The organism is Marivirga sp., assembly GCF_051117495.1.
GTDB lineage: Bacteria > Bacteroidota > Bacteroidia > Cytophagales > Cyclobacteriaceae > Marivirga.
Genome location: NZ_JBNPEF010000008.1, coordinates 15,935 through 28,643, shown reverse-complemented (window position 1 = coordinate 28,643; position 12,709 = coordinate 15,935). Strand labels below are relative to the sequence as shown.

At 35.7% G+C, this 12,709-nt stretch carries 15 protein-coding genes; 12 read left to right on the top strand and 3 right to left on the bottom strand.

What is annotated here, in order from left to right; genetic code table 11:
* Positions 1-8 precede the first annotated feature (8 nt).
* A complete protein-coding gene (locus ACFE0M_RS05395) occupies positions 9-233 on the top strand; it encodes a hypothetical protein (RefSeq protein ID WP_434544725.1) in 225 nt (74 codons plus the stop codon).
* A complete protein-coding gene (locus ACFE0M_RS05390; protein WP_434544724.1) occupies positions 220-579 on the top strand; it encodes a hypothetical protein in 360 nt (119 codons plus the stop codon). The genes ACFE0M_RS05395 and ACFE0M_RS05390 overlap by 14 nt, the downstream gene beginning before the upstream one ends.
* A 274-nt stretch (positions 580-853) precedes the next feature.
* On the opposite strand, the gene ACFE0M_RS05385 is transcribed toward ACFE0M_RS05390, so the two are convergent.
* From ACFE0M_RS05385 to ACFE0M_RS05375, 3 genes are all read right to left on the bottom strand, one after another.
* Entirely contained in the window at positions 854-2,179 is a 1,326-nt protein-coding gene (locus ACFE0M_RS05385; protein ID WP_434544723.1) for an ABC transporter permease, read from the bottom strand.
* Positions 2,180-2,197: 18 nt separating this feature from the next.
* Complete coding sequence (locus ACFE0M_RS05380; protein WP_434544722.1) at positions 2,198-3,127, bottom strand: ABC transporter ATP-binding protein; 930 nt, start codon at positions 3,125-3,127, stop codon at positions 2,198-2,200.
* A gap of 93 nt (positions 3,128-3,220) precedes the next feature.
* Positions 3,221-4,639: a GAF domain-containing protein gene (locus ACFE0M_RS05375; protein WP_434544721.1), complete on the bottom strand. Its 1,419-nt coding sequence runs from the start codon at positions 4,637-4,639 to the stop codon at positions 3,221-3,223.
* 250 nt (positions 4,640-4,889) lie between these two features.
* Between ACFE0M_RS05375 and ACFE0M_RS05370 the strand changes: the two genes are divergently transcribed.
* The 10 genes from ACFE0M_RS05370 (at position 4,890) to ACFE0M_RS05325 (ending at position 12,119) form a co-directional block, all read left to right on the top strand.
* Positions 4,890-5,447 (top strand): YceI family protein, encoded by a 558-nt coding sequence (locus tag ACFE0M_RS05370; protein ID WP_434544720.1) that lies wholly within the window; start codon positions 4,890-4,892, stop codon positions 5,445-5,447.
* A 30-nt stretch (positions 5,448-5,477) separates the two neighbouring features.
* Positions 5,478-6,767: a hypothetical protein gene (locus tag ACFE0M_RS05365; RefSeq protein WP_434544719.1), complete on the top strand. Its 1,290-nt coding sequence runs from the start codon at positions 5,478-5,480 to the stop codon at positions 6,765-6,767.
* Between the two features lie 287 nt (positions 6,768-7,054).
* On the top strand, positions 7,055-7,633 hold the full coding sequence (locus ACFE0M_RS05360) for a YceI family protein (protein ID WP_434544718.1): 579 nt from the start codon (positions 7,055-7,057) through the stop codon (positions 7,631-7,633).
* Between the two features lie 53 nt (positions 7,634-7,686).
* Entirely contained in the window at positions 7,687-8,208 is a 522-nt protein-coding gene (locus ACFE0M_RS05355) for a hypothetical protein (protein ID WP_434544717.1), read from the top strand.
* A 3-nt stretch (positions 8,209-8,211) separates the two neighbouring features.
* The gene (locus ACFE0M_RS05350) at positions 8,212-8,418 is read left to right on the top strand and encodes a helix-turn-helix domain-containing protein (RefSeq protein ID WP_303271422.1); all 207 of its coding nucleotides are present in this window, start codon (positions 8,212-8,214) and stop codon (positions 8,416-8,418) included.
* A gap of 210 nt (positions 8,419-8,628) precedes the next feature.
* Positions 8,629-9,456 carry an ABC transporter permease gene (locus ACFE0M_RS05345; protein WP_434544716.1) on the top strand — a complete coding sequence of 276 codons (828 nt, stop codon included), beginning with the start codon at positions 8,629-8,631 and terminating at the stop codon, positions 9,454-9,456.
* Between the two features lie 460 nt (positions 9,457-9,916).
* Positions 9,917-10,462, top strand: a complete 546-nt coding sequence (locus ACFE0M_RS05340; RefSeq protein ID WP_434544715.1) for a UpxY family transcription antiterminator — start codon at positions 9,917-9,919, stop codon at positions 10,460-10,462.
* A gap of 637 nt (positions 10,463-11,099) precedes the next feature.
* A complete protein-coding gene (locus ACFE0M_RS05335; protein WP_434544714.1) occupies positions 11,100-11,318 on the top strand; it encodes a hypothetical protein in 219 nt (72 codons plus the stop codon).
* Between the two features lies 1 nt (position 11,319).
* Entirely contained in the window at positions 11,320-11,625 is a 306-nt protein-coding gene (locus tag ACFE0M_RS05330) for a type II toxin-antitoxin system RelE/ParE family toxin (protein ID WP_434544713.1), read from the top strand.
* A gap of 116 nt (positions 11,626-11,741) precedes the next feature.
* Entirely contained in the window at positions 11,742-12,119 is a 378-nt protein-coding gene (locus ACFE0M_RS05325) for a GxxExxY protein (protein ID WP_434544712.1), read from the top strand.
* The last annotated feature ends 590 nt before the right edge of the window (positions 12,120-12,709 follow it).

The following is a 12,709-nucleotide window of genomic DNA, read 5'->3' as shown; positions in this document are numbered from 1 at the left end:
CTTAGGGGATGAAGTTTTTCTTAGTTATATCAATTATTGCCTTGTGGTGGGTTCCCATGAACTCACCAGGCAATATTGGTATGCCTACTTTTAAGCTTTCTACAGAACTATCAATATCTTCTGATACCTCCTATCAGATATTAGGTAGTCAAAATACTTTTTCTACAAAAAGAAAAATGGATCACTTTGGGTTTCAGTCAAGAAGGTATTTAATAAAGAATGAAATCGATTAAGATGGAAGTGAATTATCATAATATAATGGAGGAAATCCAAGGAAAATGGATTTGCACCAAGGCTTTTAATAAAATAAAGGAAGAGTTGTTAAGTTTGCAATTTTCCCTTCTCATATCAGAAAATCTAATTTCCAGAACGGGAGGAGGCGGTGATCAATATTGGCCCAATATTTCAAATTTTGAACTTGTAGGTTCTAATAAGGATGGATATTTTTACCGAGAAGACGGATGTTTCATGCAAGTAAAGTCTATTAGCAACCAAGAGTTAGTAATAGAACTTCATCAAAAAGATTCAGATGGTGAATTAAATACTGTTGCTTTTACTTTTGAGAAGATAATGGAATAGTGATTCAGCATTTTAAGCTAAGTTAATTTTAAATCTTTGCTAAAAGTCTTCAAAGCATCATCTCGGATTAAATGAAGTAAACTGACCAAAAGCATCATACCACCAAGTATGTAATTAAAATTTGGATGATTCCAATCAATAGTCTTTTTGGATGTTTTGCTTGACGGTAGCTAAAAATTAACAAGCAAAGCTTTAAATAGGAATTAATTTACTTTACGGAAAGCCAATAATAATCTTCCAAGATTTGACCTTGGAAGATTACGTTATATCAAAGTTAACTATTGGTTTTTACCCATTTCAATAAAGTTTTATAATTCACTTTGGTGCCATGCATTAAAATTCCAATTCTGTAAATTCTGCCCGCCATCCAAATTGTGAAAATAAAGCCTAGCACCATCAGTCCCATACTTAAAGCAAGCTCCCAAGCAGGAACGCCAAAAGCAACACGAGCCATCATGGCAACTGGAGCTGTAAATGGAATGATAGAAAGCCAGAAACTCACATTACCATCAGGTTCAGGCATCACAAACATGAATGTTCCTAAAAATCCGATGATCATAGGCATGGTGATCGGCATGGTAAATTGTTGAGCATCGGAGATATTATCAACAGCTGATCCAACAGCAGCGAATAGAGCACCATACAATAAATAGCCACTAATAAAGAAAAAGGCAAAAACAGATATATAATAAGCATAAGGAATATCATAAACGATATTAAGGATCTCGCCTACCTTAGAATTCTCCATCATTTCTTGTGTTTCACTATTGCCATTTATGCCTGACATGCTTTGTTGGGCAGACTGCATATCGGCTGGGTTTAAATCAAACATGCTGAAAACAGCGGATGAAAGCACAAAAATCAATACTACCCAAATGACAAACTGCAATAAACCGACCGAGGCTACTCCAACTACTTTCCCTATCATAAGCTGGAATGGCTTAACTGAAGAGACAATAATTTCTACTATTTTACTGGATTTCTCTTCAATAACTCCTTGCATAATTTGACTTCCATAAATCAATACAAACATGTAAACCAGGAAACTAAATGCATACGCTATGCCGTAAGCTACACCTGCACTACTTGCTTTTTCCTCTCCAGAATCGGATACATTGATAGTACTTAAGCTTATATTTGTTTTAAGGCTTTCTAGTTCTGCTTCATTTATACCACTTGCTTTTAATTTTTGATCTCGAATTTGAGATTCTATTTGATTTTCAAAATATGAACTGGCTTGTAAGCTTGGGTTCTTTTTGGCATACATGGTAATGCCTTGAGGATTAGAAAGTTCAATTTTTGGCAAGTATAGAAGTGCATAAGCCTCACTTTCCGTAAATATAGTTTTGGCTTCCTCTAAGTTTATATTTAATTCTTCAAAAGCATATTTTTGATCATTCTCGAAATTGAAGGTTCCTGCTTCATCCAACACATAAACTTTTTGTTGTTCCGCATTTTTGGATTCTTCTATAGCGAAATAAAGCATTCCGCCTATAATTGCAGGAAAAAGTAAAGGCACTAAAATAGTAGCCAATAGAAAGCTTTTCTTTTTTACTCTGCTGTCGAATTCCCTTTTAATTATTAAGCCTATCTTACTCATCTGATGGTTATTTTAAGGTTATGATGTTGGAATGTTTTGTTTGTCTCCTTTTACCAATTGGATAAAAATGTCGTTGATGGATGGAATTTCCTCTTGAAAAGAAACTATGTCCACATTTTGATTGATCAATTCTTGCAATACTTGGTTAGAGGATGTCCCGGATACAAGTTTTAATGTTGATTGGTTGAGTCCATCGCCCAATTCAACTTTACTTTCCAGGTTGAAAGTGTCATTGGTGGAAATGCCATTGCCTCTGTGCACCAAAGTGTATTGATTGGATTTAAAATCATTCTTGATTTTGGATTTCTCCCCGTCTAATATTTTTTCCGATTTATTGATTAGTGCGATATAATCGCACATTTCCTCAACAGATTCCATGCGGTGAGTACTGAAAATAATCGTGCTACCCTTTTCCCTGAGGCTCAATATTTCATCCTTTATCAAATTGGCATTGATGGGATCAAAACCTGAAAAAGGCTCATCCAAAATAATCAATTCGGGTTCATGCATTACCGTTGAGATGAACTGCACTTTTTGTTGCATCCCTTTAGAAAGGTCTTCTATTTTCTTGTTCAACCAATCGGAAGCTTCGAATCTTTCTAACCAGGCTTTAATTTTTTGAACGGCCTCTTTTTTGGAAAGGCCTTTTAATTGTGCCAAATACAGAAGCTGGTCGCCTACTTTCATCTTTTTGTATAAGCCCCTTTCTTCAGGAAGGTAACCTATAGTTCCGATGTGCTTGGGGGCTAACTTCTCTCCATTGATCTGAATCTGACCTGAATCGGCATTGATTATTTGATTCACGATTCTAATGAAAGTACTTTTTCCTGCTCCATTGGGTCCCAACAATCCAAATATTGATTGCTTTGGGATTTCCAGTTCCACATCATGGAGCGCTACATTTTTATGAAATGTTTTGTTGAGGTTCTTTGCGGTAAGTATATGCACGTTGATAATTATTTTTTTACAAATGTATTCCAATAATTATTAGCTGCAATAAATAGATTTATAATTGCACTATTTTACTGATGAGTGGTTTCATCATTCATTTTGTAATTTTTTGATTAATTCCTCTTTTTGTTCCAATTGGCGCTCTAAGCTTTCCTTGTCTTTTTGAACTTCATTTAATTCCGCACGCAACTCTCTTTCCAGTCGCTCTTGTTGTTCTTGGGTGGCCTGTAATTCTTCCATATTTTGCCTCATTTCCTCCTCCTGAGAATGTAGCTGTTGCGATTGTTCCTGCATTTCAACTAAAAGCTGTTTTGTTTTTTCGTTATTTTTCAAACTATTGAGTTGCATGGCAATGTTTTCTCCCATTTCAAGCATGAAATCTATTTGATATTGTTCGAAGGTCTTGAAGGAGGCTATTTCGAAAATTCCATAAACTTCCTCATTAACAATCATAGGCGTTATCAAAATTGCCCTGGGATTGGCATCGCCCAATCCGCTGGTAATGGTGATATAATTTTCAGGAACTTCCGTTAAATAGATATAATTTTTTTCCAAGTAGCATTGGCCAACCAAACCTTCCCCAGGCTTCATTTTTCTGTCCAAATGCTTTTTGCGGTTAAAAGCGTATGCAGATTTCAAATTAAGCTGTAAATCTTCATCACTTTCATTCTCCAATAGAAACAAGGCGCCTTGATTGGCCTCCAAATACTTTACCACGAAAGTGATAATCTTATCAGTCAAAACTTTTAAATCCTCTTCTCCTCTTAAGATAGAACCAATTTCTGCCAAACCTTTCGTTGCCCAAGCCCTTTTCTTTTCTTCTATCTGGGCTTTTTCCAATTTTTCCAAAGACTCCCCTAACTCTTTCTCCTTCTCTGTAGCCCTTTTATTTTCTTCAGCAAACTGATTGGTTAATTCTTGGGCTTTATTGAATTCCTTTTGATTAAGCCTTTGCAAAAAGATAAATAAAAAGCCACCGAGGAAAAAGGCTCCAAATAAGACTGTAATCCTAATCCAGGCTTGTTGGAAAGTGGAATTATCGAAAGTAATTCCAAAGTAGTTATTCAAGTCATAGATATAAAGGATCGGTAATATGGCAATTATGAAAGCGGGTAACCATAACTGAACTCTTTTATAATCAAATAAACTAAATGCGATTAAAGACCCAACAATTTGAAATGCATAAATTTCTTTAAAAACCATATCCTCTTGTTGCATAATAACTGCATGCAACATCCCTATAACTAGTGCTGGCATAATTGACATTAAAAACCTACTGAGGATATTCAAACCAAAATAAGAGGTGCCTAATATAATTGTATAGGCAATTAATCCATATAAGCAATAAGGCAATACTTCAGGGATGACTAAGCCAGAAATGAGGGCATAAAAGCTGATAATGATGATTAATGCTAGATTTAGAATATTACCTAACCTTATCTTGGTTTTGATAGAATCAGACAAATCATCCTTTATTCCGAAATCTACAACTTTTGAAAAAAGACTCATATATGAAATGATTAATGGTAGTTTGCTAGCAACGCTTGGTAAAAATATAATAATCCAAGGATTAATTTTATTTTTTAAATACTTTTTTAAAATGATAATTGAATCATAAGCAAGCATTTAGAGTTAATTAAACCCAAAAACAGCCTTTAAACGACTTCAGGGCGTTAAATCATACTTTTCCATGACCTAGGTCATGGTTTCCCTAACATTTACCTGCCACCTTTATATCATAATTAAAAAGTCAAAAGCTATGAGAAATTTAATGATCATAATGATGCTGTTTTTTGCACCCTTGGTGCACGCACAGCAATTAACGGTAAACGAAAGCAATACTAAACTAAGCATTGATGGAACTTCAACAGTTCATGATTGGACAATTGAAGCTGAGGAGTTCGATGGAAAAGCAGATGTGGAAATTAAAGGCGATGCTTTACAAAGTATTAAAAGCTTAAGTTTTAATGTGCCGGTGAAAAGTTTGAAAAGTGGAAAATCTGCAATGGATGATAACACTTATGAAGCTTTGAAAGCTAAAAGTCATCCGGTTATCAAATATGAATTCCGCTCAATGGATAATGTAAAAGTGGATGGAAATAAGACCACTATGAGTACAAAAGGCTTACTAACTATTGGAGGAGTGAGTAAAATAGTCAATATGAATGTAACAGCAGATGCAAGTAATGGCATAGCATTCAGCGGAGATATCACCTTCAAAATGTCTGTATTCGAAATTGACCCACCTACTGCGGTATTTGGAACAATCAAAACAGGCGATCAAGTAACCATAAAATTTAATGCACAATATAAATAAATCAAAGACAACAATTTAAATAAGAAAATCATGAAAACGTTTTTTAGATTCACAATGATAGCCCTCTTAATGGGCTTTGCGCAAGTGCTTTTCGCACAGGACGGTAGAAACCTACAGTTTTTCAGACCAGTAGGGCAACCAGGATTAAATGTATTTGAACCTTCAAAAGCTGATACAGTAGAGTATGAAGGAGTTAAAGTAAGAGTAGGTGGTGATTTTGCCATGCAATTTCAAGGCTTAAGTCAAAGTAATGATGCTGCAGCTGGTTCAGGTTTAGAATTGAAAGAGTTAAATAGCAATATGAACTTACCCACTGCAAACTTCAATTTAGATGTTCAAATGTATGATGGAGTAAGATTACACTTACGTACCTATCTTTCTGCTCGCCACCATGCTGAAGCATGGGTAAAAGGTGGACACATGCAAATAGATAAATTAGATTTCATAAGCGAAGGGTTTATGGAAGGCATTATGAAATATACTACCGTGACCATAGGTTTGGATGAGTTTAATTATGGTGATGCACACTTCAGAAGAACTGATAATGCAAGAGCCATTTACAACCCTTTTGTCGGTAACTTTATCATGGATGCATTTTCTACTGAAGCTTTTGGTGAAGTAACAGTTCAAAACAATGGATTATTGGCAGTCGTTGGTGTAACAAACGGTAAATTAAACCAAAGCGTAACTTCTGGAACTGATAATAAAGCATCTTTCTATACCAAATTAGGATTCGATAAGCAAATTAGTGATGATTTCAGAGCCCGTTTAACTGGTAGTTGGTATGTAAATACTGGAACAAGTACTGGAACTTGGTTATACGGTGGTGACCGTGGAGGTTCTAGATATTACCAAGTATTGCATACAGTAGGTAACGATGCTGCTGGCGTGCCTTCTCAGGGTAGTGATTTCGATGGAAGATTTAATGCAAGATTTACTAAGATATCTGCTGTACAAATCAACCCATTCATTAAGGCAGGAGGATTTGAATTCTTCGGTATCTATGAAGTAGCTAGTGGGTTGAATGAAGGTGACGGAGCCATGACTCAAATTGCCGGTGAAGCCCTTTACAGATTTGGTGCTAATGACAGATACTACATTGGTGGACGTTACAACACCGTAAACGGTAAAATGGCTGAAGCTGCAACAGAGGACATGAACATTAGCCGATTGAACTTCGGTGGTGGTTGGTTCTTAACCGATAACATCATTACTAAAGTAGAGTATGTAAATCAACAGTATAATGGTGATGCGTGGGCAGGACGATTTGCAGGAGCAGAATTCAAGGGTGTGATGATTGAAGCTGCAATTAGTTTCTAATTTGAAGCATCTTGTTTAGGGAAAGGCGGTGGAGCAATGCTTCATCGCTTTTTTTAATTGCAGTAATTAATTTTTCCAAAATTTGTTCTAGAAAAGTTATTGGTCCAATTATGATATATTTGATGCTTCAGCCCAAACCTGTCAGTTTTCCAGAAATTAGAAAACTGAAATGAAAGCGTTCTTCATCATTAATATCAAGGACAAACCTGACAAGTTTCCTTTTTATTTTAAGCTTGACTAAGTAGAATTATTACATTTATTTAAATTACTATCTATTTAACATAAAAATGAAGGTTCTTTTTTTACATATATTATTCATTTCAATTACTGGGCTTTTTTCTGCCTTTGGGCAGGGAGATAAAAAGCTGGTAAAAATCAATACCTCCAATTCTTATGTAGAAATTCATGGAACCACTAATGTGAATAGTTTTAACTGTAGTTACAATGCAAAACTTCCTGAAAATGAATTTGAATTGTCACTTATTAAGAAGGGAAATGTTATTGAAATTGAGCATGAAGCACTATTCCTAAAAGTACTCAATTTCAAATGCCCTAACTCACAGATGACTCATGACTTGCATGATCTTTTAGAATATGAGGATTATCCCTTCATCATTTTTCAGCTCAAAAGAATTACCCATAATAAGACCGCTCATATTATGATTGAAATGACCGGTGAAAAGCAATTCTATACGGTCAACCTCAACAATAACCTCAATAATGATAAACTGATTTCTAATGCCACCATGGAATTATGCATTACAGATTTTGGTCTGATAGCGCCAGAAAAATTCTTTGGAATGGTGAAGGTAAATGAAAATATAGAAGTGGAATTTAAAATTGATTTGAATATTTACGATAAATAATTATTGTTTATCAATAATATTATATAGTTTTACGATTATAAAATCCTAAAGCTATGAAAAGTAATATCATCCTTTCTATTAGTACAGCTTTAATGCAAGTGGCAAGAGTAGCTATTGCATTACTTGCTGGAGTTCTGGTCGTTTTGGTTGTTGGATCTTTTGTTAACGATTCTTTAACGCTATCTGATCTTTCATTTCAAGTTTCATTTTTAGATTCAGAATCAGCTCATACCATTTACACCGTAGCGGAGGATAATTTTTGGATTTCAATAATTGTGATTATCCAGAAACTGTCAGTACTGATTATTTGGTTTCAAATACTTGGTTACGGTAAAGACATAGTAGCTAATATCAAAAGTATTAAAACCTTTGCAAAAGATAATGTAAAAGCATTTAGTAATCTAAGCAGATTATCTATCATACTTTTATTGATTCATATCCCTACTTTAAGTTCAGGTAAGATAGGAATCAGATTAGAATTTAATTATCTATTCTTAGCATTTGCTGCCATTATTTTGACGCAAGTATTCAAGGAAGGTCAAAATTTAATGGAAGAAAATGAGTTAACCGTATAAGCCATGCCTATTGTTGTAAATGTAGATGTCATGTTGGCCAGAAGGAAAATGCAATCCAAAGAATTGGCTGAGATCATAGGCGTAACGGTGGCTAATTTGTCTATTTTAAAAACAGGCAAAGCCAAAGCCATTCGTTTCTCAACGCTGGAGGCCATCTGTAAAGCATTGGATTGCCAACCTGGGGATCTATTGGAATACCGGGAGGAATAGCATTATGGTCAAATTGCCCATGCAAGCTGTTTCAAATTCTTAGGATTATTTTCGAGATCAATCTTCTAACTCCAAACTTCCAACTTCCAACTTCCATCTTCCATCTTCCAACTTCTAACTTCCATCTTCCTACTTCTGCCTTCCAACTTCTAACTCTTTCCCCTATATTTGTAAATTAATTGAAAACCCGGAATATCATTCCCAAGCAGCATGGAAAAACTAGTAGTGGACTCATCCAAACCCAAATGGCACATCAATTTGAAAGAATTGTGGGCTTATAGGGATTTGTTCTACATTTTGGCTTACCGTGATTTAAGAGTGCGATATGCACAAACTTTTCTGGGCTTAGCTTGGGCCTTTATTCAGCCATTGGCTACGCTAGTGATTTTTACAGTAGTATTCGGAAGAGTTGCACAAGTTGACACGGGTGGAATTCCATACCCGCTCTTTGCTGTATGCGGAATGGCTTCCTGGTCCTATTTTTCTTTCGTATTGAATCAATCAGGTAATTCTATTATTGGTGCCCAGGAAATGGTGAAGAAAATCTATTTTCCTCGGTTGGTAATTCCCTTATCAAAAGCATTAGTGGGCTTTGTAGATTTTGCCATAGCCTTAGTATTTGTCGTGATTTTGATGATCTATTATGGATTTATTCCATCAGCTAATATTATTTATCTCCCCATATTTATCATATTAACCATTATTTCAGCCTTGGCAGTGGGTATTTGGCTAAGCGCTTTGACTATTCGCTACCGGGATTTTCAGCACGTAGTCCCCTTTTTAGTACAGTTTGGTTTATATGCGACCCCTGTAGGTTATCAAGCAAAAGATGTTTTCAATAGAATTCCTGAATGGGCTTCCTTTGTCTATTATGCAAATCCGATGGCGGGTGTGGTAGAGGGTTTCAGATGGAGTTTGCTAGGCGGTGACCCACCGAGTATTTTTGCCTATTTTTCTTTCAGTATTGTCATTTTGTTATTCATCACGGGACTGCTTTACTTCAAAAGAGTAGAAAAAGTAATGGCGGATATTGTTTGAGGAGATTCAAGAAAAAAGATTCTAGATTCAAGACGTCTTTCTTTTTTGGTCTTTGGTTATCTATTTGTATCAATGAGCTAGAAAACTCTTCCATACTTCGATCTTCCAACTTCTGAACTTCCGCCACCCCAGTTCCCCCATCAGTGCTATTAAGTTAAGATTTGAAGCCCTATATTTTAATACACTCCTTGAAAAATAACCTTAGTTATTTTACTTTGTGTTCTGCTGTTTCTTTTGTGGTAAAAACTTGCTAAGCTTTGAACAGATTAAAATAGATTTTTTTAACCACAATAGGTACAAAAGAAAACAAAAGGTTTTTCGCTAAAGCGAAAAACTGAAATCTTCTTAACTTAATTGTATTGGTTCCGCCATTGGGGGGTAGGGGGCTTCCATCTTCCATCTTCCAATCTTTATCGAAATCACGAAAATTCCTTTTTATAAAGTGTGAGAAGCATTAATTTTGGATAATATATTAAAATTTATGGAATATTGGTTTGCCATTTACACGAAATCCAGAATGGAGAAAAAAGTTGCGGATAGGCTTACCGAACAACGGATAGAAGTCTATTGCCCTACCCAAACGGTGCTAAGGCAATGGTCCGATAGAAAAAAGAAAGTAAAAGTTGCTGTTTTCCCTTCTTATGTATTTGTTAAGTTTCAAGATGATCATGAGCGATTGAAGATATTGCAAACTCCTGGAGTAGTGAATTTCGTACGTCATTTAGGAGCAGATGCCAAAATTCGACCCAAGGAAATTGAGGCCATACAAAATTTGTTAGGAGAATATGAGGAAGTGAGCGTAGAGCCAATTGAAAAAGGTGATATGGTGCAAATACAGCACGGAGGTATGAAAGGACAGGAAGGTAAAGTAATATTAGAGCAGAAAGACAAAGTAATTGTATATATTGAAAGCCTGGGCTTAAGCTTAAAAGCAGAAGTAAGCAAAGCCAAGGTGAAGAAAGTAGGAAAGGATGAGGAAGAAAAGAGCGGAAAGTATCATTTTTAATGGAGAGCCTAGATGCTAGAATCTAGATTCAAGATAAAAAACACCGCTAGTGCGGTTTGACGGTTGAAACCGTCTAATCGCTAAAGTAGAAAAGTAATTAGGGATTTTCTGCTTATAATTAGGTGAGGTGCCCAGAGTTACTTGAAAGAGATAGTTCCTAGCGGACGCTTGAAACAGCTGCCAAGACTATGTTTGGAGACTTCAATACCTCCAAACTTCAGCACTTTACAACTTGCAAGCTAAGTTCCAGCAATGGGACTGAAAGGGCGGAGCCGTAGATAATTAGTATTTAATAATTTTAGAATTAAGAATTAGGAAGACAAATACTCGGTCGTATTTCTAGTTAGCGTCCAACTTCAATCTAATTAGGGCTAAACATTGAAAACCAAGAAGCCTAAAAAGTTGGCCTATCATAACGTAGGGTGAAGCCCTAGGGAAGGAGTCTAGGTGTCAATTAGCCCTGAAAAGGCGTAATATAATGGCCTTCAAGAATGATTGTATTATGTAAAGCACTCAATCAGAAAAAAATAGTCATTCCTTTGAAGAAAGGAATCTTGTCAAGATTGTTAAAGTAGTTGGTTTCAATATTGAGATGTAATTTGAATTGAGTAAATTAGAAAAATAAATAATTATTATCATGGACATTCAAACAAAAAAGCTATCACTTATTAATAGAATTATACAGCATAAGGATGAAAGTATCTTAGATAAAATTGCCTTGATATTTGAAGAAGAGAAGTTACAAGACTTAACTGAGGAGGATATTATTCAACGCTCTGAAAAAGCCGAAAAAGATTATAAAGAAGGTAAAATCTTTACAACCGAAGAACTTCTAAAAATTTCCGAAAGCTGGTAAAATGAAGATTCTTTGGTCTGAGCAATCTGTTCAAGCACTGGAAAAATTAGTCAAATTTTATAAAAGAATTGCTGGGGAGGATGTTGGCATTAAAATCCAAACTGAAATTGTAAATGCTACTGTCAAACTTGAGGGCCATCCTAAAATTGGAAGAATAGAACTTTTATTATCTTTTAAGAATTTAGGGCATAGATACATAATTAGTGGTCATTGCAAAATCATTTACTTTATAATAGATGATGACATTTTGATTACAGACGTTTTTGATACACGCCAAGAACCAAATAAGATCAAAAAAGACATTTAACATTGCGTAAAACTCTGCGTCTCCGCGGCTCCGCGAGAAAATTCAAAGCGCTAGCGACCAGAAGAATCATTTCCAAGAGAGATTAAATAGCAAGAAAACCAAAACCCAAAGATAAAATGACCGAGAACGACATCACCCAAAAAATACTCGATTGTAGTTTCAACATCCACAGTAAGCTGGGTCCAGGATTATTCGAATCAGTATATGAAGAAGTTCTTAGCTATGAACTCGAAAAAGAGGGGCTTGAAGTAAAAAGACAACCCATTATTGCAGTAAATTGGGATAATCATCAAATGGATTTAGGCTTTAAAGCCGACTTGATAGTTGAAGACACAGTAATTATAGAACTAAAATCAGTAGAGTCATTACAAGCAGTTCATAAAAAGCAATTATTGACTTATTTAAAGTTAAGTGGGATCAAGTTAGGTTTGCTCATGAATTTCAATGAAAACATGTTAAAAGACGGCATCAAAAGAATAGTCAACGGTTTATGATTTCACGCAACCAGTTTTATTCGGCTTAAGCCGAAGGGCAACTCTCGCAGCCGCAAAGACGCAGAGGCCTCGCAGAGAATATTTTAATTTTAACGTTGCGTAAAACTCTGCGTCTCCGCGGCTCAGCGAGAAAATAAAAAGCCTTAGGCTTTCACCCTTTTTCGGCTAAGCCGAAAAAAAATACAAATGCAAGCCAACCTGTCCCGTTTTCATCGGGAAGGCTTGAGGCAACTCTCGCCAAGCCGCTGAGTTCGCAGAGGCCTCGCGGAGATAAATATAAAATAGCCTGATAAATAAAAGATTAGCTTTAATATTTTTAGGAAATAAAATTTCTGAAATCAAAAATTAACGTTGCGTAAAACTCTGCGTCTCCGCGGCTCTGCGAGAGAATTTTGGAGCGCAAGCGACCAATAAACCTTAACTTAGCGAGAAACCAAACAAAATATGACCAACACCGCCATCAGCGTACAAGGCTTAGGCAAGAACTACATCATCGGCCATAAAAAGGAAGGGGACTTTCGACATGCTATAGGGAATAAACTGAAAAATATTTTCAGGCCCGAAGCTAGCGAGAAAGAAGTCTTTTTGAT

Excerpts from the sequence above, each read along its gene's own strand:
- ACFE0M_RS05395 (WP_434544725.1), top strand. The coding sequence starts at position 9 with ATGAAGTTTTTCTTAGTTATATCAATTATTGCCTTGTGGTGGGTTCCC.
- ACFE0M_RS05360 (WP_434544718.1), top strand. The coding sequence starts at position 7,055 with ATGAAGGTTCTTTTTTTACATATATTATTCATTTCAATTACTGGGCTT.
- ACFE0M_RS05330 (WP_434544713.1), top strand. The coding sequence starts at position 11,320 with ATGAAGATTCTTTGGTCTGAGCAATCTGTTCAAGCACTGGAAAAATTA.
- ACFE0M_RS05345 (WP_434544716.1), top strand. The coding sequence starts at position 8,629 with ATGGAAAAACTAGTAGTGGACTCATCCAAACCCAAATGGCACATCAAT.
- ACFE0M_RS05325 (WP_434544712.1), top strand. The coding sequence starts at position 11,742 with ATGACCGAGAACGACATCACCCAAAAAATACTCGATTGTAGTTTCAAC.
- ACFE0M_RS05335 (WP_434544714.1), top strand. The coding sequence starts at position 11,100 with ATGGACATTCAAACAAAAAAGCTATCACTTATTAATAGAATTATACAG.
- ACFE0M_RS05385 (WP_434544723.1), bottom strand. The coding sequence starts at position 2,179 with ATGAGTAAGATAGGCTTAATAATTAAAAGGGAATTCGACAGCAGAGTA.
- ACFE0M_RS05375 (WP_434544721.1), bottom strand. The coding sequence starts at position 4,639 with ATGAGTCTTTTTTCAAAAGTTGTAGATTTCGGAATAAAGGATGATTTG.
- ACFE0M_RS05365 (WP_434544719.1), top strand. The coding sequence starts at position 5,478 with ATGAAAACGTTTTTTAGATTCACAATGATAGCCCTCTTAATGGGCTTT.
- ACFE0M_RS05370 (WP_434544720.1), top strand. The coding sequence starts at position 4,890 with ATGAGAAATTTAATGATCATAATGATGCTGTTTTTTGCACCCTTGGTG.
- ACFE0M_RS05355 (WP_434544717.1), top strand. The coding sequence starts at position 7,687 with ATGAAAAGTAATATCATCCTTTCTATTAGTACAGCTTTAATGCAAGTG.
- ACFE0M_RS05390 (WP_434544724.1), top strand. The coding sequence starts at position 220 with ATGAAATCGATTAAGATGGAAGTGAATTATCATAATATAATGGAGGAA.
- ACFE0M_RS05350 (WP_303271422.1), top strand. The coding sequence starts at position 8,212 with ATGCCTATTGTTGTAAATGTAGATGTCATGTTGGCCAGAAGGAAAATG.